The sequence below is a fragment of the Schaalia naturae genome, from assembly GCF_042665795.1.
Classification (GTDB): Bacteria; Actinomycetota; Actinomycetes; order Actinomycetales; family Actinomycetaceae; genus Pauljensenia; species Pauljensenia naturae.
In genome coordinates this window covers 1,348,230-1,372,329 of record NZ_JBHTEF010000001.1, presented here as the reverse complement: position 1 = coordinate 1,372,329, position 24,100 = coordinate 1,348,230, and the positions used below count along the sequence as shown (strand labels likewise).

The window sequence follows — 24,100 nt, the reverse complement described above, 5'->3', positions numbered from 1 at the left end:
CATCTGGCACGACCTTGTCTCTCTCGGCAGGTACTCCCCGCAGCGAGAGGTCGCTACCGGTACGCTTAGAAGATCACCACCCGGCTTTGGAGGCGTGCCAATGAGAGGAGGTCCCCTGATGGCGACCAACGATCAGCTCAAGGCACTCGTAAAGAGCCACGCCGACGGGGACGACCCGCAGTTTTACGCGGTGGCCATGCAGGTCGCAGCCAAAGCCGCACGCGCCGGGCAGTCGAAGTTCGCCCAGGAGCTTCGCGACCTCGTCAACGACCTCCGTGAGCGATCTGGTCAACGCGCCCGCATCGCCGCCGTGGTTCCGTTCGCTCAGCCGAAGGGTGAGCTCGGGGCGCTGCTGAACGTCTCGTACCCCGAGGCCAGACTGAGCGATCTTGTGCTCACGGACAAGCTTCACGAACGACTGACGCACGTACTGCTGGAACAGCGACAGCGTGACGCGCTGGCACGACATGGCCTGACCCCTGCCCGGCGTCTTTTGCTCACGGGGCCGCCAGGCACCGGGAAGACATCTACTGCGCGCGTGATCGCGGGCGAACTAGGACTTCCGCTGTTCTCGATCAGACTGGATACAGTGCTGACGAAGTTCATGGGAGAGACTGCCGCGAAACTGCGTCTTGTATTCGATGCGCTCGCCGAGACTCGTGGTGTCTACCTCTTCGATGAGGTTGACGCGCTCGGTGGCGACCGCGCCGCACAGAATGACGTAGGGGAGATTCGTCGAGTACTCAACTCGTTCCTACAGTTCCTCGAAGAGGACACGTCAGACAGCGTCATCATTGCTGCAACGAACCACCCCAGCCTGTTGGACAACGCGCTGTTCCGCAGGTTCGACACCGTGATGGACTTCGCTCTGCCGGACGACGCGGCAGTGGAGTCAGTTATCAAGAACCGGCTCGCGTCATTCCACATCTACAACCTGAGCTGGACACGAATCATCCCGGCAGCTCGTGGTCTGAGCCACGCTGAGATCGCGACAGCAGCCGAGAATGCCGCTAAGCGAACCGTCCTTGGTGGACGCACCCAAGTGCGTACCGATGATGTTGTCATCGCTTTGGAAGAACGTCCCCGCTCCAAGCGTCGGACTGACGGGGCAAACTAGCGGAGATGGCTGAGCGAGACTGTGATGTCTCGGGACTTCGGTGACAGTTCTGTGTCAGGACATCGGTGACATTCGATGTCTCAGGACTTCGGTGTCACTTGCGTGGGGTGGGGGTTCTTGCGGGGTCGTCCTCCGCGGTTGGTGGTCTCCCCGGGCGGGTGGGTGGAGACGTAGGTGACGCCTGTGGGGGGCCAGTCGTGTTCGACGAGGACGATGGCGTCACTGTCGCAGAAGGTGACCCCGTGAGTGTCCCATGCGGCGTGGATGACGTGTCCGGCTAGGGGATGGGCGATCAGGAAGTTGACTCCCCTGAGACTGACAGTCCCGTTGGCGCCGACAGTGATCTCGCGAGTCCCCTTCTCGGGGAAGCGCCGCGGGTGCGGGTTCCTCGCCCGGCGGGGCTCCTGGGGTGAGGTGGGCATCGGTCGAGGTACCGGGGGATCGGTGGGGGCAGGCTGGGGTCGTGGGGCCGGGGCTGGGGGTGTGGCATCCCAGGCCTGCTGGGGGGTGAGGCGTCCGGGGAGTCCTTGGTGGGGGCGCTGGGTGTTGTAGACACGATCGAAGTCGTCGACTTGGGCTTGAAGTTCCTGGAGGGTGTGGGCCAAGGGCTGCTTGTCCAGCCACCGGAGGAGTGTCTGGTGGAATCGTTCGTTCTTGCCTTGAGTCTGGGGGTGGTAGGGCTTGCCCGTGATCGCCTCCACTCCCAAGGAAGCGGCGTGTGCGGCGAGCTGGCCGACCCAACTGCGGCGATGGGGGTTCAAAGCCATCCCATTGTCGGTGAGGAGACGCTGGGGTACTCCTCGCGCTGCCACGCCCTTGTCGAAGACTGCCAGGGCCCCCTCACTGGTCTCAGCGTCTGCGACGTGGGAGGCGACCGCCACCCTGGAATGGTCGTCTTCAAGTTGGAAGATCACGCACTTGCGTCCCGCGACGAGGACGTACTCGGTGGCGTCAAGTTGCCAGCAGCAGTTGGGCGCGGGGTAGACGAAGCGACGGTAGGAGGAACGGGGACGCTTCTTCGGTTCTGACCTCGCCACCCCTCGTTGTCTGAACAAGCGCGCCAAGGACGCCACGGATGGGGCATCCAGGCCCATGGAACGCATCCGCTCGAACACACTGATCGGGCCGTGATCCAACCCGGAGGCCTCCAAGGTGGCTCTCACATCCAGGGCCTGGGTCTTGACGTCATCACTGATGCGGCTCGGACTGGAATGGGGGCGCCTGGACTTCGGTTCCAGCACCGCTGCTGGGCCTTCAACTTCGGCTCGCTTGCGCAGGGCGTAGAACGTCTTGCGCGAGATGCCCACCTCCAGGCAGAAGGAGGACACCGTGCCGCGAGGCGCGTCATCCCTCCACTGCGAGATCGCCAGGCGGATACGAGGGTCAACGGGCTCATTGTTCTTCTTCACCCGCCAAGTCGACCCGAGCCCACCCACTCAGCATTCAGCCCGCGACGACGTCCTCACAAGTGTCACCACCAACACCCCCAGAAGTGTCACCGATGTCCTGACACAGAACTGTCACCGAAGTCCAGCGACATGACACTCCGGGATGGAGGCGGTGTCCGGAAGGTGCGCCAAGGCAACCTGGAGGGGACGGTCAGCAACACAGAGAAGGGGTGCCGAGAGTCGTGGCGGCAGGGAACCTGGCGTCATCCCTGCCTATCCGACGCGTGGACCAGGCGGCGAGACGGCGGGCGTCACGTTGGCGCGATACCGACGCTACGCGTCGTGATCCCGACCACGCACCATCTGCCGGTACCCTTCGGGTGTCATTCCCGTTGACATCGCGAACACTGACCGAGCGTGGCTCCGGCTCCGCCAACCTACGGCTCTGCTCATTTCGCCGACTGTCATCTCGGTGTCACGAAGCATTCGGGCCATCTCCTTGGTGCGCAACAGGCCCAGGAAGGTGATCGGGGACACGCCCAGCGACTCAGCGAACACTCGCTGTAGTTGCCGCACCGATAGATGTGCCGTCGTGGCCATCTCCGCGACGAGCCAACGGTGGGCTAGATCACACTGGATGGCGTTGCGGACCTGTAGCACCTCGCTGCGCACGGGCCGCGTGGCGGTGCGACGGGCCACCATCGCCGCGATCCCGTGTGTCAGGATTCGTAGCGACGGCGCCGGGCTCCACGGCAACAACTGCCCGAGCAGGTGCAAGACCTCGGCAAAGGCGGCCTGCATCCGATGGAACTCTCTCATTGTCTGCGCCCGCTCGATCTCATCGATTCTCGCGGCGAAGGTGGCTGCCAGCGGGCCGTTCAGACGGATCATGATTGCGCCCGTCCCGAACGCGCGTTGCATCACGGTCTCGGCTGCCGTCCGGTCCTGCAACACATCGGCGTAGCGCCAGTACACCTGATCCATTACGTAGTCTTTGTCGGCAAAGATTGTCGAGGTCGTTGCCGTCCCGTCCGGCGCGCCACCGATAGCCAAGCCTGAGCCCACCAGCATCAGATCGCCCATGCGGAACCGACGCTCGCCCCAGTCACCGGTGATAGTCCCTGAGCCCTCGCGGGCTAGCAGGAACTTCACACAGTCATATACCTCCGGCGCTACAGGGTGCGCGTAGTGGCCGGTCTCGACGCGCACCGGCCACCGAACCACGCCGCTCGCTGCGCTGTCGATCTCACCGCTGCTTGCCTCCATGGCTCATCCCCAGCGAGCTCACTCTTCGAAGGTTCCGGAAGCTAACGCACCAACTTCGTCGCGCGGATGATCGCTGAGTGCATGTCATCGGCGACTTGGTGGGTGAACTCGACGGTAGGGTCGGTGAATCCGGCTGCGGCGAGGCCCTGAAGGTATTCACTCTTGGAGAGCGCGCCGGCGATGCACCCCACGTATGAACCGCGCTCGGCTCGTTCGGCCGGGGTGAGATGGTCTTCGGCGACGACATCGGAGATGCCGATTCTTCCGCCGGGAGCGAGCACACGGAACATCTCCGCCAGGGCGGCCGGCTTGTCTGTGGACAGGTTGATGACGCAGTTGGAGATCACGACGTCGACTGCGCCGTCGGGTAGGGGTACATCCTCAATAGTGCCTTTGAGGAACTCGACGTTGGTCGCTCCCGCGTTCGCGGCGTTGGTGCGTGCCAGGTCGAGCATCTCGTCGGTCATGTCAACGCCGTAGGCGAATCCGGACTGGCCGACACGGCGTGCGGAGAGCAGGACATCGATTCCGCCCCCGGAACCGAGGTCTAGGACGCGCTCGCCCTCGCACAGCTCTGCGACCGTGGTTGGGTTGCCACATCCCAGACTCGCCTCGATCGCCTCCAGCGGCAACTCGGCAGCCTCCGTCGCGTCGTAGAGCCCGGCCCCGAAGCCACCGATGTCAGCGTTGGGATTGCCGCAGCAGGAAGCGTGTGAGCAGCAGGTACTGTCCGCCAGCAGGTCGGTGTTGTGAGCGCCGGCGCGGACTGCCGTTGCGGCTTGCGCGTAGCGGAGGCGTACCTGCTCACGGACAGCGTGACCGGCGTCCCGGTCCGAGGCGGTGGAGAGCTGGCGAAGTTGGTTCACACCCACGGGAGGGGTGTCGCTGTAGGGCACGACGGCGACCCGGCCGGTCTGCGCCTGGGCCTCTCGCAGAGGTGTTTGTTCGGCGTTGATCCGTTCGGCCAGCAGGGGGCTGGTGGTGTCGGTCGGGGTGAGGGAGCGGTTGACGATCCATCCCCAGGTGGTGATGTTGGCTCGGGTGAGGTCGGCGGCCAGGCCGGTGGCCTCGAGGACGGGGGTGGTCTCGGGCAGTGTGACGACGATGACGCTGGTGTTGTCGGGGTCCTGGAGTCGGGCCAGCGGCGTGAGCCCGGCCTGCTCGGGCAGGTTGCGGACGACCTCGCGGTGGTAGGAGCCGGTGGCGTCCATGAGGAGCAGGGTGTGTCCGGTGGGGGCGGTGTCCATGACCACGAACCGGTGGGCGGATTGCTCGACGGCTGCGGCGAAGGCCTGGAAGACGGCCACCTCTTCGGTGCAGGGCGAGCGAAGGTCCTCGGCGAGGTTGGCCCGACCGTCGGCGTCCAGGCCCGCGCCCTTGGTGTCCATGACGTGGCGCCTGTAGTCGGCCACCGCCTGGACGGGATCGATACTGGAGACCTCGAAGGGCGCCGCTTCGCCGACCGTCCAGGCGAGATGCGCGGCCGGGTCGGTGGTGGTCAGCAGCACGTCCTTGCCGCGGTCGGACAAACCGACGGCGATCGCCGCAGCCATCGTCGTCTTCCCGACGCCGCCTTTCCCCACGACCATGATCAATCCGTGGTCCTTGGCCGCCAGCTGCTCGATCGTCGCGGCCAGAGAATCCGACGAGCCGGCGGGGGCGTTGGCGCGCGGTGCGGCTAACGCCGGGGTGTGGTCCGGGGCCTCGGAGAGCAGCGTGGTGAGGGCGTCGAGGCCCATCACGTCGCGGGAGCGCAGCGGGAGCCGGTCGATCGCCAGCCCGGCGAGGTTGACGGGCATGGCGGCGATGGCGGCGGTCTCCTCGGCGCGGATCGCGTCGGCCAGGACATCGGAGATGGGTTCGCTGGGGAGGATGCCGTTGATGACCAGGTGGGTGGCGTGGACGCCTGCTTCGGCAAGTTCGTCGGCGGTGCGGGACGCCTCGGCCAGCGACGAGGTTTGTGGGCGGGCAACCAGGCCCAGTCTCGTCACGGACGAGTCGGCCAGGGCGGTGAGCGCGTCGGCGTAGGTGGTGCGGGTCTTGTCAAGGCCGGCCATCGGACCGAGGCAGGACGCATCGCCGAGCCCGTCTTCGAGGAAGGAGGTCCATTCGCCGGGGAGCTTGAGCAGCCGGACGGTGTGGCCGGTCGGGGCGGTGTCGAAGACGATGTGGTCGTAGCCTCGCGCGATGTCGTTGCCGGCCAGGAAGGCGGTGAACTCGTTGAACGAGGCGATCTCGGTGGTACAGGACCCGGAGAGCTGCTCGGTGACGTCGGCGAGGTCCTTGACCGAGAGGAAGTCCCGGATCGGGGCGAGTGCGCGTTGGCGGTACTCCTCGGCGGCGGCCTCGGGGTCGATCTCCAGCGCGTCGAGCCCGGCAACGCCGACAATCGGGGTGATCGCGTACCCGACCCGCTGGTCGAAGACCTGGCCGACATTCGAGGCCGGGTCGGTGGAGACCAGCAGGACCCGGTTGCCCCGGCGGGCGAGGTCGACCGCGGCGGCGCAGGCGATGCTCGTCTTCCCGACACCGCCCTTCCCGGTCAGGAACAGGAACCTCGGCGGGTTGTGCAGCAGTTCGATCATCTCCGATCAGCCCTACGCCTGAGAACCGGACTGGATGGTCACCGACTGGTCCGAACCGCAGCATCCCGACGACACCGGGGCCTCGTCGCCACAGCACACCGACGCTGCCGGGGTGGACGGTGCGCTACCGCAGCACCCGGTCGCCGTGTTCTCGGCGGGCGCCTCGACGCCGGCGATCCGGGCCAGCTCGGCGCGGGAGGGGTAGCGTCCGGTGGCAACCGTCACGTCGTCGGCCACGATCAGCGGCAGCCCGGACGCGCCGACCTTCTGCACGAACGCCCGCGCGACGGCGCTGTCAGCGAACGCGGCGGGGTCCTGGGCCAGGTTCGCCCGGCGCACCGACACGCCTTGCCGGGTAAGCCAGTCGAGGTCGGCGGTGAAGTCGACCAGCGCCTGGTCGGGGTCGGGGCCACACACCCCGGTGTTGCAGCACAGCGGGCCTTCGAAGACCTGGATCATGAGGACGCCTCTCTCGGATTGATGTTCGTCAATATGAAGGCTAGGGCTCATATCGACGTCTGTCAATTTGAGGTGGTAGGCTGGCGCGCATGGTTCAGCACCTCCCGATCATCGACTGCGCCCCACGGGGCGCGTCGGCGCTCGCCGACGAGGAGGCCGAGCGGGTCGCCGCCACCTTCAAGGCACTCTCCGATCCGGTCCGGGTCAAGCTGCTGCATCACATCTCGGCGAACTGCTGCTCCAGCGTGTGCGCCTGTCACATGCCCGACAGTCTTGGCATCAGCCAGCCAACCCTCTCCTACCATCTGGCCCGGCTGGTCAAGGCCGGGCTCATCAGCCGGGAGATGCGCCACAAGTGGGCGCACTACCACGCCACGCCGCAGGGCCTGGCGACCGTGCGAGCGTTCCTCGCCGGACTGCCGGACCCGGACAACTGCTCGGCGGACCCGTCGATCACCTACTGACCCACCAGGCCCACGACATCCCTCCCAACCGACTCCGCCTCGAAAGCCGCGACGCCGGGGCGGGGCGACCAGCCTGCCCATGGCGTCCGAACAGCACCCGCCGCCGCTCCCGGGTTGCATCTTGCTTCGATCTCCTTCAATATAGATACATGTCGATGCAAGATGTGGAACTAGTGATCGTAGGGTCCGGCCCAGCCGGATACACCGCAGCTGTCTACGCCGCGCGAGCAGGCCTCGCGCCGGTCGTCCTGGCTGGATCGGTGACGGCCGGCGGAGCGCTGATGACGACCACGGAGGTCGAAAACTTCCCCGGCTTCACCGACGGCATCCAAGGCCCCGAGCTGATGGAAGCGATGCGCGCCCAGGCAAAGCGCTTCGGCGCCCGCATCATCTATGACGACGCGACCTGTCTTGCACTCACCGAATCCACGAAGGTCATCGAGACCAGCAGCAGCGGAACCTTCCAGGCGCGCGCCGTGATTCTGGCGATGGGGTCCGCATATCGCAAGCTCGGTCTCCCTGAGGAAGCGCGACTCTCGGGACATGGCCTGTCATGGTGCGCGACCTGCGACGGCTTCTTCTTCCGTGACCGGGAGATCGCGGTCATCGGCGGTGGCGATTCCGCGATGGAAGAAGCACTGTTCTTGACGCGCTTCGCTGCCAAGGTCACGCTCGTCCACCGGCGCGGCGAGTTCCGGGCGTCCCGGATCATGGCCGAGCGGGCATTGGCCGACCCCAAGATCGAGGTCGCATGGAACAGCGAGGTGGCCGCGATCCTCGGCGAGGCGAACGTCACCGGTCTGCGCCTGCGCGACACGATCACAGGCACCGAACGCGTGCTGGATGTGTCGGGCACTTTCGTCGCAATCGGGCACGACCCGCGCTCCGAGCTTGTCGCCGAGCAGGTGTCCACCGACGCCGAGGGGTACGTCATCGTGGCCCATCCAACGACACGCACCAACGTGGCCGGCGTGTTCGCCGCCGGTGACCTGGTGGATCACAACTACCGGCAGGCGATCACGGCCGCTGGCACCGGCTGCGCCTCTGCCTTGGACGCGCAGCACTATCTGTCGACTCTCGATCTGCCCACCCAGATCGAGAGTCCCACTCTGGAGGTTTCCGCATGAGCATCACCCCCGTCACCGACGCCACGTTTGTCAGCGAAGTGCTCGAATCAGAGCTTCCGGTCGTAGTTGATATCTGGGCTGCGTGGTGCGGCCCATGCAAGGCCATCGCTCCGATCCTGGAGCACTTGGCCGCCGAGTATGCGGGCCGGGTCAAGATCGTCAAGATCGACGCGGACGCCAATCCCGAGACCGTGACCACAGTTGGTGTCACCTCGATCCCCACTCTTTCCTTCTACCGCGACGGCGAGCGGGTCGACATGCTGATCGGCGCGCACCCAAAGCCGTCCATCGCCGCGAAGATCGACGGACTCCTGGCATGACCGTGACCGCAACGGCGCCCACACGCGCCACTCCGAAGCGCCTGTCCGCCCTCGACCGTTGGCTGCCGCTGTGGATCGGACTGGCGATGGTCGCGGGCCTCCTACTCGGTCGTCTCGTCCCCGCCGTCTCCGATGTGCTCGCTCACCTGGAGGTGGGAGGCATCTCGGTACCGATCGGGCTGGGGCTGCTCGTGATGATGTACCCCGTGCTCGCAAAGGTCCGCTACGACAAGATCGCGGCCGTCACGGGCGACAAGCGTCTCCTCGTCTCATCCCTGGTGCTGAACTGGATCATCGGCCCGGCAGTCATGTTCGCCCTCGCCTGGCTGTTCCTGCCTGATCTGCCGGAGTACCGAACGGGGCTCATCATCGTGGGACTGGCCCGCTGCATCGCGATGGTCGTGATCTGGAACGACCTGGCCTGCGGCGACCGAGAGGCCACCGCCGTGCTGGTTGCGATCAACTCCATCTTCCAGGTCGTCGCATTCTCGCTGCTCGGCTGGTTCTACCTCACCGTACTGCCCGGCTGGCTCGGCCTCGATACCCAAGGTCTGGAAGTGTCAGTGGGGCAGATCGCGCTGAACGTCCTGGTCTTCCTCGGCGTCCCGCTCATCGCAGGGTTCGCCTCGCGGTGGATCGGCGAGAAGCGCCGGGGACGCGACTGGTACGAGAACCGATTCCTCCCCAGAGTGGGGCCGTGGGCGCTCTATGGGTTGCTGTTCACCATCGTGCTGCTCTTCGCACTCCAAGGCGAAGCGATCACATCCAGTCCGTTCGATGTCGCCCGGATCGCCCTGCCGCTACTGGTCTACTTCGCGCTGATGTGGTTCGTCGGGCTCTTGCTCGGCAAGGGTCTCGGACTGGGCTATGCCCGCTCCACCACACTGGCGTTCACGGCGGCGGGCAACAACTTCGAACTCGCCATCGCGGTCGCGATCGGCACCTTCGGCGCGGCATCCGGACAGGCCCTCGCAGGGGTCGTCGGCCCGCTTATCGAAGTTCCCGTGCTCGTCGGCCTCGTCTACGTCTCGCTGTGGGCCGCACGCGCCTGGTTCCACACCGACCCCTACGCTCCGGACACCGCTACGACCGACCTGAGGAGGACACCATGACCGAAACACCCACAACGGTCGAGACGTGCGCACCTGCCGAGGCGCGCGCAATCGGCCTCGACGTCGCTACCACCGTGGCCAACACGTTGAAGGCGCTGGCCGACCCGCTCCGGCTCCGGATGCTGTCGGCCATCGCCACCGACCCGCGCGGCGAGTCCTGCGTCTGCGACCTCGCCGAACTCGCCGACGTCTCCCAACCCACCATCTCCCACCACCTGAAGGTCCTGAAGGACACCGGCCTGCTCAGCTCCCAACGGCGCGGCACCTGGGTGTACTACCGCCTCGTCCCCACCCGACAGGCGGCCGTCACCGCCCTCCTGGACGGCTTCGCATCCACGGTCGCCGCCGATCCTGCAGAGGATCGGCCCGAGTCGCCGCGTGAGGTCGACTCGCACGTCATCGATCGCCTCGCCGAAGAACTGGCCGACGAATACGACACGCTGAGTCGCGACCTGGTGGTCACGATGGTGCGGGAGTCCTACGCCGGTCTCCTCCGATCCGCGAAGATCGCCCGACACCTGGTGCCGCTCACCGAGCGCTTCGCCCGCCAGCGCCTCACCGACCTCACCCGCGACCGCGGGACGGGTGTGCCGCAGGTGTTGTTCGTGTGCGTACAGAACGCCGGCCGATCACAGCTCGCGGCCGCGCTGGTCAACCAGATGGCCGATGGCAAGGTCGTCGCCCGCTCCGCCGGATCGCGACCGGCGCCAGACGTCCACCCGCACGTGCGCTCGCTGCTCACCCAGATCGAGGGCGAGGACGCCGCTACCGAGCGATTCCCCAAGCCGCTTACCGACGACGCGGTCCGCGCCGCCGATGTCGTCATCACCATGGGCTGCGGCGACGTCTGCCCGATCATCCCCGGCGTCCGCTACGAGGACTGGGCGGTCGGAGACCCGGCCCTCGCCTCTGCCGAGGGCGTCGAAGCCATCCGCGACGACATCGCCGCCCGCGTCCGCACCCTGCTCGACTCCCTCACCACCCACTAACGAAAGAGACCCGACCATGACCGACCCCAAGCCGTCCGTGCTGTTCGTCTGCATCCACAACGCCGGCCGCTCCCAGATGGCAGCCGGCTACCTCCGCCACCTCGCCGGCGACCGGATCGAGGTCCGCTCCGCCGGCTCCATGCCCGCCGACCAGATCAACCCCATCGCCGTCGAAGCCATGCGCGAAGAGGGCATCGACATCGCCGCGGAGCAGCCCAAGGTGCTCACGCCTGAGGCCGTCCAGGCCTCGGATGTGGTGATCACGATGGGGTGCGGCGACGCCTGCCCCTACTACCCGGGCAAGCGCTACGAGGACTGGAAGCTCGACGACCCCGCCGGGCAAGGCATCGATGCTGTGCGGCCGATCCGCGACGACATCCGTGCCCGTATTGAGGGGCTGATCGCCTCTCTCGCCAGCTAGGAATCGCCCGCTCCCGTTGGCGGGCAGCAGCGTGCAAGGAAGTCGCCCAGCACCTCCAGCTGGTCACTGATCCGGCTCGGGTCCGCCCGATACCGCACCTGCTTGCCCGCCCGCGTTAAGGTCACCAGACCCCCCTGTCTCAGGATCGTCAACTGCTCCGAGGCGGTGGACTGCCCGATCCCACACCTCTCAGCGATCTCACCGACCGTCAGTGCCGCGCCGGTGGCGAACTCCTGCATGATCTGCTGTCGCGTCTCGCTGGCCAGCGCCTTCAGGAACGCCTGCGTCTCCGCCAGGAACAACGAACCACTCATGACTTCATTCTAGTCTCGTATCGTCACTTCGGGAAATGACGATACGATGCGATCGTGGACATGACGACGACAGACACCTTGGTGATCGGCGCCGGGCAGGCCGGCCTAGGTGTGTGGGTCAGAATCTGTTTGTTGGCGCGCCGGGGGTGGGTTGGGGGTGGTGGGTGGGGTTCTGGGTGAATTTCGTTTATGACGCTCAGTGGTGGCGGGGGCTTGTTCGGGGTTGAGTCTGTGGGGTCGGTTCCTGGTGGTGGGGCGGCCCCGGTAGGGGCGGGGAAGACGTTTCGTGCCTATGACCAGCATCAGTCCTTCTTGTTGCCCCCGAGTCTGGATGAGTGGCTGGGGGAGGATGACGAGGCTCGGTTCGTGTCCGAGATCGTTGATGATGTCCTGGACCTGTCCGCGGTGTATGCCTCGTATGGGTCGGCGTCGGGTGCCCCGCCGTATGACCCGCGGATGATGCTGAAGGTGTTGTTGTTCGCGTACTCGACGGGGGTGACGTCGTCGCGGGAGGTGGAGCGGCGGTGTCGGCGGGATGTCGCGTTTCGGTGGCTGTCGGGCAATCAGACACCGGACTACCGGTCCCTCGCCCGGTTCCGGCGTCGTCACCTGGAGGTGTTGCCTGGGTTGTTCGCCCAGGTGCTGGGGGTGTGCGCGCAGGCGGGGCTGGTCAGCTTGGGGCGGGTGGCGTTGGATGGGACGAAGCTTCACGCTGCCGCGTCCAAGCACAAGGCGATGAGCTATGACCGGATCGTGCCCAAGATCAGCGAGCTTCAAGCCGAGGTGGATGCTCTGCTTGCCGAGGCGGAGCAGGTCGACCGGGCTGAGGACGCGGAGCATGGCCCGGATCGGCGTGGGGATGAGATCCCCCAAGAGCTGGCGCGCCGCCGGGGCAGGTTGGCGAAGTTGCGGGCCGCGAAAGAACAGATCGAGGCCGACGCCGCCGAGAGGGCGGCCGCGGCGGAGCGGGAGAAGGCCCGCAGCAAGGGCAACAGCCATCAGGACACTGAGCAGGCCGCGGCCCAGGCGGGCGCGAAGGCGCAGCCCAAGCCCGAGGCGCAACGCAACTTCACCGACCCGCAGGCACGGATCATGAAGACCAACCATGGGTTCGATTACGCGTTCAACGCGCAGGCCAGCGTCGATGAGGACCACCAGGTGGTGCTGGCCGCGCAGGTCACCCAGCAGGCCACCGACGTGCAGCAGTTCGAGGCGATGATGACCCAGACCGCGGGCAGTCTCGCCGCCGCGGGTATCGAGCAAGCTCCCAGTGTTGTGCTCGTGGATGCGGGGTACTGCTCGGAGAGCAATCTGGCCGCAGCTGAGGGAATGCCGTCAACGGTGCTGATCGCGACGGGCAGGCAAAGACACAACGAGACCTTCCCCACGGGCGTCGCCGATGGTCCGCCCCCGCAAGAGGCCAGCCGCCGGGAGCAGATGGCCCACCTGCTGCGCACCCGCGAGGGGCACGCGGATTACGCGCGCCGCAAAGCGATCGTGGAGCCGGTGTTCGGGCAGATGAAGACCCGCCAGAACGCTGGACGGCTCCGGCTGCGTGGCTTGGTCGGCGCGCAAGGCGAATGGCTCCTCCACGCGCTGGTCCACAACCTCCGCAAGCTCCGAAACGCGAAGATGGCAGGGATCGCTCCCGCGTGACACCCCCCGGGGGGCGCCTTCTGGCCAGCCCAAGACTCCCATGAGCGCACTCACGGCACTCCCATCCCGTGAGGCGCCACCACCAAGACCTCACCCACCCAACGCTCGAACCGGCCAGATGCTCAACCCCGAACACTCTCCACAACGCCAATCACCAAGTTCTGACCCACACACCTAGGAAAGCCTTGGCGTCGAGACGGTCGGTGAACTGTTCTGCGTATTGCCAGAACACCTGGTCGATCCCGTAGTCGCGGTCCAGGTACAGCGTCGTTGTCGTGACCCAGCCTTCGGGCTCCGCCCCGCAGAGCGTGTTCGCCGCGAGCACGATGAGATCGCCAACGTTGACGTGTCGCGTGCCGAACTCGCTGAACAACAGTGCGCCACCGGCTCTCACGACGACGACTTTCACACAGTCATAGGCGACCGGGTCGATCGTCGAGTGAGTAGGGGTCTGTCAAGCGAACGGTGTAACTGGGTTGGGGTGTTAGGCTCGGACGGCGCTGAGGCGGCCGTCGAATCGGATGTCGAACGCATTGAGTGCTTGCTTCCAGCGTTGGGTCCATCGGGCTCTGCCCTTGCCGGTGGGGTCCAGGGCCATCACGGCGAGGTAGACGCACTTGAGCGCGGCCTGCTCGTTCGGGAAGTGTCCCCGAGCTCGCACGGCCTTCCGGATCCTCGCGTTTACGGACTCGATCGCGTTCGTGGTGCAGACGATCCGGCGGATCTCGCGGTCGAAGCCGAGGAACGGTACGAACTCAGCCCACGCGTTCTCCCAGAGCCGCATGATCGCGGGATACTTGCCGCCCCATGCTTCGGCGAACTCGAGGAACCGTTCTTCGGCCTCGGCGACAGTCGCGGCCTGGTAGACCGGCTTGAGGGCCCGGGAGATCGCGTCCCAGTCCTGCCGAGCGGAGTACTTGAAGCTGTTGCGGATCAGGTGGATGTTATGCCGATGTCGGCATAACGTGCATTATGCCGATGTCCGGGTTATGCCGATGGTGCGGGTGGTTCCCTTGGGGCGCGTGGGTTCCGCGCTGGCGAGGTCGGCATAATCCGGTGATCTGATCGACGCTCTTCTCATCCGTTCTTGGAGAGGAGAAGAGTCATGGTCAAGGTGTTGCGTTCGATCGTGTGCGGCCCGTTGGAGCCGTATGCGGCCGGGTTCGTGGGTGAGTTGCTTCGTCGCGGCTATTCGAGTGGTGGTGCCGATCAGCAGGTGTGTTTCGTTGCCCATCTGGATCGCTGGATGCTCGCCGAGGGCGTCGGCCTGGGCGGGTTGAGCACGCCGACGCTGCAGCGGTATCTGGGACAGCGGCGCGCGGCGGGGTATCGGGAGTACTTGTCGATGAAGGCGCTCGCGCCTCTGCTGGAGTATCTGTCGCCGTTGGGTGTGTTGCCGGTAGAGGAGCCTGCCGCGCTCGGTCCGGTCGAGGAGCTGCTGGAGTCCTACCGCAGCTACCTGCTCGTCGAGCGCGGAGTGACCGCAGGGACGGCTCGCGGCTACGTGGACAACGTCCGCCCGTTCGTGACCACCCGGCTGCGCGGCAGCGCGCTGGATCTTGCTGGGATCAGCGCGGCCGACGTCACCGGCTTCATTGGGACGGTCTGCCCGGGTAGGGCGATCGGTTCGGCGAAGCTGATCGTCTGCGCGCTGCGGTCGCTGCTGGGATGGCTGTACCTGACCGGGCAGCTGCCGGTGTCGCTGGCTGGGGCGGTGCCGTCGGTGGCGGGGTGGAAGCTCTCCAGTCTGGCGAAGGGACTGGAGCCGGGTCAGCTCGCGCGGCTGCTGGGCAGCTGCGACCGGCGCACGCCGACGGGTCGAAGGGACTATGCGGTGATGCTGCTGTTGTCCCGGCTGGGACTGCGTGCCGGGGAGGTCGCGCGGCTCGGGCTGGATGACATCGACTGGCGGCGCGGCGAGCTCACCGTTGTCGGGAAGGGCAACCGGAGCGAGAAGCTGCCGCTGCCACCCGACGTGGGGAGGGCGATCGCGGCGTATCTGCGTCACTGCCGCCCGGCCAGCGCGGAAGGGCGCAGCGTGTTCGTCAGGGTCCACGCGCCGCTACGCGGGTTGACCGCCGGCGGGATCACGATGATCGTGTTCGACGCTGCGCAGCGCGCGGGGCTCCCGAAGATGCACGCGCATCGGCTGCGGCATACCGCTGCGACTGCGATGCTCCGCGCCGGCAGCCCACTGCCGGAGGTCGGGCAGGTGCTGCGTCACAGGTCCGTGCTGAGCACCGCGATCTACGCCAAGGTCGACCGCGACGCGCTCCGCGCGCTGGCCAGACCCTGGCCGCGCATCGTCGAGGACGGTGTGTCATGACCGGGCCGTTGAGGGATCAGCTCGCCGACTACCTGACGCTGCGTCGCGCGCTGGGCTACCGGCTGGAGCGACCGGAGAAGCTGCTCAACCAGTTCCTGGAGCACCTCGAACACCATGGCGAGGAGGCGATCACCGTCGCCGGCGCGCTGGACTGGGCGCGGCAGCCGGCAAGTGGAGCGTCGAACTGGTGGGCCTACCGGCTGGGTGTGGTCCGCGGTTTCGCGACCTATCTGCATGCGATCAACCCGGTCCACGAGGTTCCCGCGCGAGGGCTGCTGCCGCAACGGCCGCTGCGCGCCAGTCCGTATCTGTACTCCGATGTCGAGATCGCGGCGCTGATCGCCGCCACCCAGGCGCTGCGCACCCCGCTGCGGCAGGCCACGTTCGCGACGCTGATCGGGCTGCTCGCGACCACCGGGATCCGGATCGGGGAGGCGATCGGGCTGGACCGTGGCGACGTCGACCTTGCAGACGGGCGGCTCACGGTGCGGTCCGGGAAGTTCGCCAAGACCCGGGAACTCGCACTGCATCCCAGCACGATAGACGCGCTGCGCGCCTACCGTCGGCTGCGTGACAGGTCCGCGCCGCGGACGGGAACACCGGCGTTCTTCGTCTCCACCGCCGGGACTCGGCTGATCTACTGCAACGTCCACAACACATTCCACCGGCTCGTCCAGGGCGTCGCCCTGACGCCGCGGTCGCCATCATGCCGGCCACGCATCCATGACCTGCGACATACTTTCACCGTCAACACGATGCTCGACGCCTACGTCGCAGGTGAAGACGGGCAGGCCCGGCTCACGCTGCTGTCGACATGGCTTGGTCATGTCCACCCCCGCCACACCTACTGGTATCTGTCCGCGGCGCCGGAGCTGATGGCCCTGGCCGGGCAACGCCTCGAAGCCCACCTGACCGGCGAATCGAGGGCACGATCATGAGCGCCCTCGCACCCACCCTGCAGGCGTTCTTCACCGACCGGCTGATCCGGCAACGAAACGCCAGCGATCACACCATCGCCGCCTACCGGGACACCATGCGGCTGCTGCTCGGCTACGTCACCGCGCAGACGGGCACCGCACCGTCACGGCTGGACATCGACCAGCTGGACGCACCGATGATCGGCAGCTTCCTGGATCACCTCGAGCACGAGCGCGCAAACAGCGTCCGCACCCGAAACGCCAGACTCTCCGCGATCCACTCCCTGTTCCGCTACGCGGCGCTGACCCATCCCGAGCACGCCGACAGCATCGCCCGGGTCCTCGCAATCCCGCCCAAACGGTTCGACCGGGCCGTGATCGCCTACCTCACCGAGGACGAGGTCGACGCGCTGTTGGCCGCCTGCGACGCGGGCACCTGGACGGGGAGGCGCGACCACGCCCTGCTGCTGCTTGCCACCCAGACCGGGCTGCGGATCTCCGAACTGCTCGCCCTCACACCACACGACGTGCACCTCGGCGCAGGGCCGCACGTCGCCTGCCACGGCAAAGGCCGCAAGGACCGGATCACCCCGCTCACCCAGGCCACCGTCACCGTGCTGCGCGCCTGGATCGCCGAACTCGGCGCGGACCCGGACGCCCCGCTGTTCCCATCGCGGCGCGGCACCCGGCTCAGCCGGGACGCGATCGAGCGCCGCCTCGCGCACTACACCACCCAGGCCAGCAGCGCCTCCCCGTCGCTGCGCGGCAAGACCGTCACCGCGCACGTGCTCCGGCACACCACCGCGATGCGACTCCTGCACGCCGGCGTCGACACCAGCGTGATCGCACTCTGGCTCGGACACGTCAGCGTCGAAACCACACAGATCTACCTGCACGCAGACATGACCCTGAAAGAGAAGGCCCTCGCCCGCACCAGCCCACCCGGCCGGCCGCGAGACAGCCGATACCGACCCCCAGACACCCTCCTGGCCTGGCTCGAAGCCCTCTGATTATGCCGACCTCGCCAGCGCGGAACCCACGCGCCCCAAGGGAACCACCCGCACCATCGGCATAACCCGGACATCGGCATAATGCACGACGCAGGTCTGCACGATCGTGTCGGCCCAGACCGTGTTCACGCTGTCGGGCAGGCCGCGCAGTCCGTCGCACACGACCATGAGGACGTCTTCGACGCCGCGGTTCTTGATCTCGGTGAGCACGCCCAGCCAGAACTTCGCGCCCTCGCCGCCGTCCCCGGCCCACAACCCGAGGATGTCCCGGTTGCCCTCGACCGTGACGGCCAGGGCGATGTAGATGGGCCGGTTGGCGACCTGCCCGTCACGGACCTTCACGTGGATGCAGTCGATGAACACCACCGGGTAGACCCGGTCCAGCGGCCGGTTCTGCCACTCGGTCATCTCCTCGATCACCTTGTCGGTGATCTTCGAGATCGTGTCCTTGCTGACGCTCGCGCCGTAGACGTCGTCGAAGTGCGCCGCGACCTCACCAGTCGTCAGCCCGCGCGCGGTCAGCGACAGGACAATCTCGTCGATCCCGTCCAACCGCCGCTGCCGCTTGCGCACGATCTTCGGCTCGAAGCTGCCCGCACGATCCCGCGGCACGTCAATCTGGACCGGCCCCGCCTTGGTGAGCACCGTCTTGGACCGGGTCCCGTTGCGCGCGTTCTCACCGATCGAGGACGCGTGCTTGTCGTAACCGAGGTGCTCGGTCATCTCAGCTTCCAGCGCGGTCTCCAGCACCGTCTTCGTGAGCCCGCCGAGCAGGCCTCCCGGCCCGACGAGGCTGACTCCCTGCTCCTTGGCCTGCGCGAGCAGCTGCTCGGCGATCTGTTGCTGATCGATGATCTCTCCTGTCACAGGATCGATCATCTCGATGGTCTGGCTCATAGCCCTTCCTTTCGGTCAGGCCAGTCCCAGATCCACCGTTCTCCTGACAGTCCCGGTTTGGTTGACTCTGAGAGTGCATGGTTTTCGGGCCGTGCGGGAGGATGTTGATCATGCCAAGGAAGTTCAGTGATGAGTTCAAGGCCGACGCTGTCGGGCTGGTGGAGTCGGGGATCGCTCAGAAGCAGGTGTGCGCGGATTTGGGGGTCTCGAAGTCTGCTCTGCAAGCCTGGATCCGCAAGGCTCGTTCTGCTGCTGTGGGCCTGCCGACGAGCGGTGACGCGGAAACGATGAAGGCGTCTGCTCAGGCGTTGAAACGGATCCGCGAGCTGGAGATGGAAAACGAGGTACTGCGCCGGGCTGCGGCCTACTTGTCTCAAGCGAACCTGAGGCTCCCAAAATGATGTACCCGCTCCTCCGCGAGCTGGCCGCGGTTGGTGCCCGCCTGCGGGTGACGGTCGCGGTGACGTGCAGGGTGCTGGGCTTTTCCAAGCAGGGCTACTACCAGTGGCTGGCCTCGCCGGTTTCGCAGCGGGACTGGGATGACGCTCACTTGGCTAACGCGGCCCTGGACGTGCATGCGGACGACCCGGAGTTCGGATACCGGCTCATCGCCGACGAACTCGAACACGATGGCTACCGTGCCTCCGAGAGGCGGGTCTGGCGGGTCTGCAGTATCAACGGGATCCGCTCGGTCATCACCGGTAAGAGCAAGCGAAAGGGATCGTGGGGCCCGCCGACCGCCACCGACAAGGTCCGCCGTGACTTCACCGCGGACGGCCCGAATCAGCTCTGGCTCACTGACATCACCGAGCATAGGACCGCTTGGATTCCAGCAGTCGTTGCAACACCAGCGGCGAGGAGCGGAGATGCCGGCGAGGAAGTACACGGAGCAGCAGAGGTTGGCGTTCTTGGGGTTGATCGATCGGGGCGGATCGGTGCGGGCAGCTGCGCTGGCCGTCGGCGTGAGTCCGGATCGCGGCTACCGATGGATGAAGCAAGCGGGGCTGTCGACGCCGCGGAGCACGCAGCGCAAGCACGCCCCGGAGGACAAGGCGGAGTTCTTCAGACGGCTCGCTGTGAGCGGCAACGTCTCGGCGGTCGCACGCGAACTCGGCTTCAACCGGGTCACCTGCTACGCCTGGGCGCATAAGGCGGGGATCTTCACGGGCGCTTACGCGGACGCGAAACGGCAGGAGTTCCTTAAGCTTCGACGTGAGGGCGTATCACGCCGCGAGGCCGCTCAACGGCTGGGCGTCGAATCCCACCAGGCGCTGGACTGGGACAAGGGCATCCGTGTGTTCTCGAAAGGCCGGATCTACCCTGACGGCAGAGTGGTGCTCTACCGGCCTGAGGAGGTCCTGGCGAACGTGAAGAATCCGAGAACTGCATGGGTCCAAGGCGAACGCGTCCCCGTTGCCCGTGTCGAGCAGGTCATCGATGCCCGCTACCTCAGCCTCCTCGAGCGAGAACGGCTGAAGGACCTGATGATGATGGGCCTGTCAAGATCGCGGCGATGATGGGGCGGGCGCCTTCGACGATTAGCCGTGAAGTGAGACGCAACACCGTCAGCAGGATCGGCTATCTGCCTCACACGGCGCATCGTGTCTCCGTGAAGCGGCGTGAACGCCCGAGGGCAGCAAAGCTCGCGGTCGATGGCCCTCTGCGGGATTACGTCGCCGCCAAGCTCAAGAAGCGATGGTCGCCGGAGCAGATCTGCCATCGGCTTCAGCGAGACTTTCCCCATGACCCGGGGATGCGCGTGAGCTGCGAGACGATCTACCAGGCCATCTATGTCCACGCGCATGGAGAGCTGAGACGCGAGTTGGCAGGCTCGCTGCGTCGCGGTCGTTCGCGCCGCAAACCCCACCGTGACCCGCAGATGCGCACGAGCAGGTTTATCGACGAGATGACACCGATCTCCCAGCGCCCCGCCGACGTCGAAGGTCGCACGGTCCCAGGGCACTGGGAAGGCGACCTGATCGTTGGCGCCGGCAGTGGTTCAGCCGTCGCGACACTCGTTGAAAGGACCACGCGCTACGTGGTCCTAGGTCATCTTCCGATCGAGCGTACTGCCGATGCTGTTCGCGACAGCCTCGTCTCCGCTTTGCAGGGGATGCCGCCCGCGCTGAAGAAGACCCTCACCTGGGATCAGGGCGCGGAGATGAGTGAGCACCGGGCCTTCTCCCTCGCCACGGACATGGCGGTCTACTTCTGCGATCGGGCTTCACCTTGGCAGCGCGGCACGAACGAGAACACCAACGGGCTGCTCCGGCAGTATCTTCCCAAAGGCACAAACCTCCGCACCCACGACGCCGGGGCCCTCGCCGCGATCGCCGACGAACTGAACGACCGGCCGCGCAAGGCGCTGAACTGGGACACTCCGATGGAGCGGATGAGTGCTTTACTGGGCTCGGGATAGTTCACACCGTTGCAACGACTGCTGGAATCCAAGCGAGCGAAGGCAAGATCTACCTGTGCGCGGTCAAGGACGTGTTCTCCAACCGGATCGTGGGCTACTCCATCGACTCCAGAATGAAAGCCCGACTGGCCGTCAATGCTCTGACTGACGCCATCACACGCCGCCAGCCAGCACCAGGCCTGGTGGTTCATAGCGACCGGGGCAGTCAATTCCGTTCACGGAAATACCGCCGGGTCCTGGCCGCTCACAGCCTCACCCAGTCGATGGGCGCGGTCGGGACTTGCGCGGACAACGCCGCCATGGAATCGTTCTTCAACTTGGTCCAGACCAACGTTTTGGATCGCAAGAAATGGGCCACCCGCCAGGAGCTGCGCCTCGCGCTCGTCCGCTGGATCAACGCCACCTACAACAGGCGCCGACGACAAAGAGCCCTCGGAAAGCTCACCCCACTCGAATACGAGATCACCTACCAGCCAGCTGCAACCGCAGCATAAGGAAAACAGTCAACCAAACCTTCAGCAGACCCATACGACCACTACCTCAAAGGCACCCTGTACTGCTCCTGCGGCGCCAAACTCATGATCGAACGCCCCCGCGACAAGGCCGGGGACCGCTACGAGTACTTCACCTGCTCCGGACGCCGCAAGAAGAAAGGCTGCACACGCAGTGCCGTCCTCGCCGAGCGCATCGAGGAACGCGTCGAGAACACTTATGGCACGAACGGGCTCACCCCCGCCCAGGCCGAGCAGGTCAAAGGCGTTCTCCACGAGGTCTTCGACCAGCTCGAAGCCTCCTCCAGCGACGAACGCGCCCTCCTGGAAGCCCAGAAGAACCGCCTCGAAGACGAACGACTCAAACTCATCCAAGCCCGCTACGCCGAAGCGATCCCCCTCGACCTCCTCAAGATCGAACAAGACCGCATCCAGACCAGCCTCATCACCATCACCAACCGGCTCGACTCACTGGCCACCACCTACACATCCGCCCGCAAGGGCCTCGACCAGATCACCGACATCCTCACCAACCTCGGAGCCCTCTACGCCAAATGCGACCCCGCCGAACGGCGCCTCCTCAACCGGGCACTGTTCACCAAGATCATCGTCGATGATGACGAGAACCTCACCTACGAACCCGTCCTCGCCGTCGCAGGCATCCACGCCCACCTCGACGCCATCCTGCCCGACCAGATCACCCCAGAAACAAAACTGCCCCGCCAGGAAGCGGGGCAAGTTTCGAATACGGCATCTTTGGTGGACCTCCGTAGAGAGTTTGAGAACCCCTGCCCACACCTGAAAACCTTGTCTTTGCGCAGGTCACGGCGCTACTACGATGAGGACCAGCGCTCCTCTGAGCCTACTGTGTCCGACTCCAGGGGGCGAGTGGTGCGATCACTTGGGATGGCTCAAACCCTCCTTCGCCCGGAGCAGGTCGACGATCTGGTGGCGCAGTACCGCGAGGGCGCAACGCTCGTGGAACTGGCATCCGTGTTCGGCGTGAACCGCCGCACGGTCGCCACCCACCTCACCCGGCGGGAGGTGACGATCCGCCGCGGACGGTTCGATCCCTCCCGCATCCACGAAGCAGCCGACCTCTACCTCAGCGGGTTGACGCTGGTAGAGGTCGGCTTGAAGGTTGGGACGGGGCCTCAGGCTGTCCGGCAAGCGCTCGCTTCGCACGGTGTCGTGATCCGGCCTGGCGGACGCCGTGGTTCTCGCATCACGGCAACCGCTGCCGTGAGCGGTTGAGCCTAGACACGAAGAGCTGGCTCACGGGGGCCTGCCTCGACAAGCGAGTCGCGGCGCTGGTGACGACGGATCGCGGCCTCGCGCAGGCGCGCGCGGATGAGCAGAACGACGCTCACGGGCCCCATGATGATGAACTTGAGCGCATTCCAGCATGCCCACAGCACGATGAGGTGGAGCCAGCCGGGGCCGCCGTCGGCTGCCGAGGTAGAGCAGATGCTGGCGATCAGCATGTACGGAAGCGCGACCAGCATCGCGGGTATCCCCCACTTGAGTCCGCGACGGGTGCGGATGGCAGCGAGCAGGCGGTTGCTCGGCATGTAGCGGTGTAGGTAGTCGCGGGTGCGAACGCTGAGCGTCCAGATAAGGCGGAACATGGCGGGCCTCTCGTCACACGTGTTACTCCGTCGAGGAGGCAGAACGTGTGTGAGTGCCCGAAGGCCGTCCCAGAGGACCCGCAATATGAGGAGAACCTGCCTCACCATCCACTGTACGCCGGGGTCGGCGTTCACGGAACCCTCCGGCTCCCGCGTCGCCGCGCGCACCTCTCTGTAGGAGTGAGAGGAGGCGGCGATGACGATCTTGAGCCAGGTAGTCCAGGACGAGCGCACGGCGCGGATGGCGCTGTCGATGATCGTCGAACCAGACGACGCCGTGACTGGCCGTCTCCTCCGCGAACTGGGGACGCTTGAGCTGTTTCGGCTCGCCGAGGGTGATGAGTCGATGCCGGGCCTCAGCGTCGTCGATGCTCAGGTGTGGCGTGCCCAGTTCCAGCGCTCAGATGCTCGGACACTTGAGCAGAACCTTGTCGCAGCTGAGCGCGCCGGTATCGGCACGCTGATTCCCGGCGACAACGAGTGGCCAACTGCGCTCGACGATCTTGGCGACCGACGGCCATACGTCCTGTGGACTCGCGGCACGACATCGTTCCTCGCGCGACCGCTCAGTGATCTCGTCACGATCACCGGAGCAAGGGCTTCGACTTCCTACGGCGAGCATGTGGCCGGGCAGCTTGCCTCCGACCTCGCCAACGCGGAACGGCTTGTCGTGGCCGGCGGTGCGTACGGCATCGAAGGGGCTGCCCATCAAGCGGCGTTGGCCTCCGGTGGCGACACGATCGCGGTCATGGCGAACGGCGTTGACCGCATGTACCCGATGGGTCACCGTGAACTGCTTGAGCGGGTGGCTGACCTCGGCCTCCTTATCAGCGAGGTTCCGCCAGGCGCCGTGCCGACGCGCCATCGCTTCATTGCTCGGGCGCGGTTGATGGCCGCGCTCTCCACAGCGACTGTCGTTGTCGAGGCCGGAGCTCGCTCAGGATCAATGAAGGTGGCGGAAAGCGCCCAAGAGTTGGGACGGATGGTTGGCGCGGTACCCGGTCCGGTGACCAGCGCGACAAGCGCAGGGCCGCACCGCCTGCTGCGCGACAAGGACTGCGCCGTCATCACCGATGCCACTGACCTCTACCTCGCGTTGGAGACCCGCGACGTCGAGCGCGGGAGTTCTGCATCTCTGTTGATGCCTGAACGCACAGTCTCCAGCGCTCGCGACGTTCGGCAGATGTAGGCCGC

20 protein-coding genes and 5 pseudogenes are annotated in these 24,100 nt (G+C 66.1%); 16 read left to right on the top strand and 9 right to left on the bottom strand.

Annotated features, from left to right (window positions below; all coding sequences use genetic code 11):
* Positions 1-118 precede the first annotated feature (118 nt).
* Positions 119-1,117, top strand: coding sequence for an AAA family ATPase (locus ACFQWG_RS06015; protein ID WP_028707539.1), 999 nt, complete (start codon positions 119-121; stop codon positions 1,115-1,117).
* Between the two features lie 80 nt (positions 1,118-1,197).
* Here the strand turns inward: ACFQWG_RS06015 and ACFQWG_RS06010 are convergent, their stop codons facing one another.
* The 4 genes from ACFQWG_RS06010 to arsD all read right to left on the bottom strand — a co-directional run bounded on the left by ACFQWG_RS06010 (position 1,198) and on the right by arsD (position 6,815).
* Positions 1,198-2,526: an integrase core domain-containing protein gene (locus ACFQWG_RS06010; protein WP_449329129.1), complete on the bottom strand. Its 1,329-nt coding sequence runs from the start codon at positions 2,524-2,526 to the stop codon at positions 1,198-1,200.
* A gap of 312 nt (positions 2,527-2,838) precedes the next feature.
* The gene (locus ACFQWG_RS06005) at positions 2,839-3,771 is read right to left on the bottom strand and encodes a helix-turn-helix domain-containing protein (protein WP_380973124.1); all 933 of its coding nucleotides are present in this window, start codon (positions 3,769-3,771) and stop codon (positions 2,839-2,841) included.
* Positions 3,772-3,812: 41 nt separating this feature from the next.
* A complete protein-coding gene (gene arsA / locus ACFQWG_RS06000; protein WP_380973121.1) occupies positions 3,813-6,356 on the bottom strand; it encodes an arsenical pump-driving ATPase in 2,544 nt (847 codons plus the stop codon).
* A gap of 12 nt (positions 6,357-6,368) precedes the next feature.
* Positions 6,369-6,815 carry an arsenite efflux transporter metallochaperone ArsD gene (gene arsD, locus ACFQWG_RS05995; RefSeq protein ID WP_286265602.1) on the bottom strand — a complete coding sequence of 149 codons (447 nt, stop codon included), beginning with the start codon at positions 6,813-6,815 and terminating at the stop codon, positions 6,369-6,371.
* Between the two features lie 89 nt (positions 6,816-6,904).
* Here arsD and ACFQWG_RS05990 point away from each other — a divergent pair, with 89 nt between their 5' ends.
* The 6 genes from ACFQWG_RS05990 (at position 6,905) to ACFQWG_RS05965 (ending at position 11,248) form a co-directional block, all read left to right on the top strand.
* On the top strand, positions 6,905-7,279 hold the full coding sequence (locus ACFQWG_RS05990) for an ArsR/SmtB family transcription factor (RefSeq protein ID WP_380973117.1): 375 nt from the start codon (positions 6,905-6,907) through the stop codon (positions 7,277-7,279).
* 149 nt (positions 7,280-7,428) lie between these two features.
* Positions 7,429-8,406: a thioredoxin-disulfide reductase gene (gene trxB, locus ACFQWG_RS05985; protein ID WP_380973114.1), complete on the top strand. Its 978-nt coding sequence runs from the start codon at positions 7,429-7,431 to the stop codon at positions 8,404-8,406.
* Complete coding sequence (trxA, locus tag ACFQWG_RS05980; protein WP_286265596.1) at positions 8,403-8,726, top strand: thioredoxin; 324 nt, start codon at positions 8,403-8,405, stop codon at positions 8,724-8,726. The genes trxB and trxA overlap by 4 nt, the downstream gene beginning before the upstream one ends.
* Positions 8,723-9,838 carry an ACR3 family arsenite efflux transporter gene (arsB, locus tag ACFQWG_RS05975; RefSeq protein WP_380973111.1) on the top strand — a complete coding sequence of 372 codons (1,116 nt, stop codon included), beginning with the start codon at positions 8,723-8,725 and terminating at the stop codon, positions 9,836-9,838. The genes trxA and arsB overlap by 4 nt, the downstream gene beginning before the upstream one ends.
* Positions 9,835-10,827, top strand: a complete 993-nt coding sequence (locus ACFQWG_RS05970) for a metalloregulator ArsR/SmtB family transcription factor (RefSeq protein ID WP_380973109.1) — start codon at positions 9,835-9,837, stop codon at positions 10,825-10,827. The genes arsB and ACFQWG_RS05970 overlap by 4 nt, the downstream gene beginning before the upstream one ends.
* A 16-nt stretch (positions 10,828-10,843) precedes the next feature.
* Positions 10,844-11,248 carry an arsenate reductase ArsC gene (locus ACFQWG_RS05965; protein ID WP_286265590.1) on the top strand — a complete coding sequence of 135 codons (405 nt, stop codon included), beginning with the start codon at positions 10,844-10,846 and terminating at the stop codon, positions 11,246-11,248.
* Here ACFQWG_RS05965 and ACFQWG_RS05960 read toward each other — a convergent pair.
* On the bottom strand, positions 11,245-11,562 hold the full coding sequence (locus ACFQWG_RS05960) for an ArsR/SmtB family transcription factor (protein ID WP_380973107.1): 318 nt from the start codon (positions 11,560-11,562) through the stop codon (positions 11,245-11,247). The genes ACFQWG_RS05965 and ACFQWG_RS05960 overlap by 4 nt on opposite strands.
* A gap of 231 nt (positions 11,563-11,793) precedes the next feature.
* Here ACFQWG_RS05960 and ACFQWG_RS05955 point away from each other — a divergent pair, with 231 nt between their 5' ends.
* Positions 11,794-13,218: an IS1182 family transposase gene (locus tag ACFQWG_RS05955; RefSeq protein ID WP_380976253.1), complete on the top strand. Its 1,425-nt coding sequence runs from the start codon at positions 11,794-11,796 to the stop codon at positions 13,216-13,218.
* Positions 13,219-13,369: 151 nt separating this feature from the next.
* Here the strand turns inward: ACFQWG_RS05955 and ACFQWG_RS05950 are convergent, their stop codons facing one another.
* Both ACFQWG_RS05950 and ACFQWG_RS05945 read right to left on the bottom strand, forming a co-directional pair.
* The gene (locus ACFQWG_RS05950; RefSeq protein ID WP_380973104.1) at positions 13,370-13,627 is read right to left on the bottom strand and encodes a hypothetical protein; all 258 of its coding nucleotides are present in this window, start codon (positions 13,625-13,627) and stop codon (positions 13,370-13,372) included.
* Positions 13,628-13,702: 75 nt separating this feature from the next.
* Positions 13,703-14,161: pseudogene (locus ACFQWG_RS05945) on the bottom strand (transposase); the annotation flags it as partial.
* A 162-nt stretch (positions 14,162-14,323) separates the two neighbouring features.
* On the opposite strand from ACFQWG_RS05945, the gene ACFQWG_RS05940 reads away from it, so the two are divergent.
* From ACFQWG_RS05940 to ACFQWG_RS05930, 3 genes are read left to right on the top strand one after another with little or no spacing between them, the layout of a single operon-like run.
* On the top strand, positions 14,324-15,544 hold the full coding sequence (locus ACFQWG_RS05940; protein ID WP_380973072.1) for a site-specific integrase: 1,221 nt from the start codon (positions 14,324-14,326) through the stop codon (positions 15,542-15,544).
* Positions 15,541-16,482, top strand: coding sequence for a tyrosine-type recombinase/integrase (locus ACFQWG_RS05935; protein WP_380973075.1), 942 nt, complete (start codon positions 15,541-15,543; stop codon positions 16,480-16,482). The genes ACFQWG_RS05940 and ACFQWG_RS05935 overlap by 4 nt, the downstream gene beginning before the upstream one ends.
* Positions 16,479-17,471: a tyrosine-type recombinase/integrase gene (locus tag ACFQWG_RS05930; protein ID WP_380973077.1), complete on the top strand. Its 993-nt coding sequence runs from the start codon at positions 16,479-16,481 to the stop codon at positions 17,469-17,471. Before ACFQWG_RS05935 ends, ACFQWG_RS05930 begins: the two co-directional genes overlap by 4 nt.
* Before the next feature lie 81 nt (positions 17,472-17,552).
* Here ACFQWG_RS05930 and ACFQWG_RS05925 read toward each other — a convergent pair.
* Positions 17,553-18,368 (bottom strand): annotated as a pseudogene (locus ACFQWG_RS05925) (IS256 family transposase); the annotation flags it as partial.
* Between the two features lie 110 nt (positions 18,369-18,478).
* On the opposite strand from ACFQWG_RS05925, the pseudogene ACFQWG_RS05920 reads away from it, so the two are divergent.
* From ACFQWG_RS05920 to ACFQWG_RS05905, 4 genes and pseudogenes are all read left to right on the top strand, one after another.
* Positions 18,479-19,191, top strand: a pseudogene (locus tag ACFQWG_RS05920) (transposase); the annotation flags it as partial.
* 424 nt (positions 19,192-19,615) lie between these two features.
* Positions 19,616-20,787: pseudogene (locus ACFQWG_RS05915) on the top strand (IS30 family transposase).
* Between the two features lie 35 nt (positions 20,788-20,822).
* A pseudogene (locus ACFQWG_RS05910) lies at positions 20,823-21,281 on the top strand (IS3 family transposase); the annotation flags it as partial.
* A 57-nt stretch (positions 21,282-21,338) separates the two neighbouring features.
* Entirely contained in the window at positions 21,339-22,532 is a 1,194-nt protein-coding gene (locus ACFQWG_RS05905; protein WP_380976251.1) for a zinc ribbon domain-containing protein, read from the top strand.
* Positions 22,533-22,534: 2 nt separating this feature from the next.
* Here ACFQWG_RS05905 and ACFQWG_RS05900 read toward each other — a convergent pair whose 3' ends face one another.
* Entirely contained in the window at positions 22,535-22,906 is a 372-nt protein-coding gene (locus tag ACFQWG_RS05900; RefSeq protein WP_380973102.1) for a sulfate permease, read from the bottom strand.
* Between the two features lie 196 nt (positions 22,907-23,102).
* On the opposite strand from ACFQWG_RS05900, the gene ACFQWG_RS05895 reads away from it, so the two are divergent.
* On the top strand, positions 23,103-24,095 hold the full coding sequence (locus ACFQWG_RS05895; RefSeq protein WP_380973100.1) for a DNA-processing protein DprA: 993 nt from the start codon (positions 23,103-23,105) through the stop codon (positions 24,093-24,095).
* The last annotated feature ends 5 nt before the right edge of the window (positions 24,096-24,100 follow it).

Bases quoted from the DNA above. Each gene is read 5' to 3' on its own strand.
- ACFQWG_RS05935 (WP_380973075.1), top strand. From the start codon at position 15,541: ATGACCGGGCCGTTGAGGGATCAGCTCGCCGACTACCTGACGCTGCGT.
- ACFQWG_RS06015 (WP_028707539.1), top strand. From the start codon at position 119: ATGGCGACCAACGATCAGCTCAAGGCACTCGTAAAGAGCCACGCCGAC.
- ACFQWG_RS05990 (WP_380973117.1), top strand. From the start codon at position 6,905: ATGGTTCAGCACCTCCCGATCATCGACTGCGCCCCACGGGGCGCGTCG.
- ACFQWG_RS05900 (WP_380973102.1), bottom strand. From the start codon at position 22,906: ATGTTCCGCCTTATCTGGACGCTCAGCGTTCGCACCCGCGACTACCTA.
- ACFQWG_RS05895 (WP_380973100.1), top strand. From the start codon at position 23,103: ATGACGATCTTGAGCCAGGTAGTCCAGGACGAGCGCACGGCGCGGATG.
- ACFQWG_RS06005 (WP_380973124.1), bottom strand. From the start codon at position 3,771: ATGGAGGCAAGCAGCGGTGAGATCGACAGCGCAGCGAGCGGCGTGGTT.
- ACFQWG_RS05970 (WP_380973109.1), top strand. From the start codon at position 9,835: ATGACCGAAACACCCACAACGGTCGAGACGTGCGCACCTGCCGAGGCG.
- ACFQWG_RS05940 (WP_380973072.1), top strand. From the start codon at position 14,324: ATGGTCAAGGTGTTGCGTTCGATCGTGTGCGGCCCGTTGGAGCCGTAT.
- trxA (WP_286265596.1), top strand. From the start codon at position 8,403: ATGAGCATCACCCCCGTCACCGACGCCACGTTTGTCAGCGAAGTGCTC.
- ACFQWG_RS05965 (WP_286265590.1), top strand. From the start codon at position 10,844: ATGACCGACCCCAAGCCGTCCGTGCTGTTCGTCTGCATCCACAACGCC.
- arsD (WP_286265602.1), bottom strand. From the start codon at position 6,815: ATGATCCAGGTCTTCGAAGGCCCGCTGTGCTGCAACACCGGGGTGTGT.
- ACFQWG_RS05930 (WP_380973077.1), top strand. From the start codon at position 16,479: ATGAGCGCCCTCGCACCCACCCTGCAGGCGTTCTTCACCGACCGGCTG.
- arsA (WP_380973121.1), bottom strand. From the start codon at position 6,356: ATGATCGAACTGCTGCACAACCCGCCGAGGTTCCTGTTCCTGACCGGG.
- ACFQWG_RS05960 (WP_380973107.1), bottom strand. From the start codon at position 11,562: ATGAGTGGTTCGTTGTTCCTGGCGGAGACGCAGGCGTTCCTGAAGGCG.
- trxB (WP_380973114.1), top strand. From the start codon at position 7,429: ATGTCGATGCAAGATGTGGAACTAGTGATCGTAGGGTCCGGCCCAGCC.
- arsB (WP_380973111.1), top strand. From the start codon at position 8,723: ATGACCGTGACCGCAACGGCGCCCACACGCGCCACTCCGAAGCGCCTG.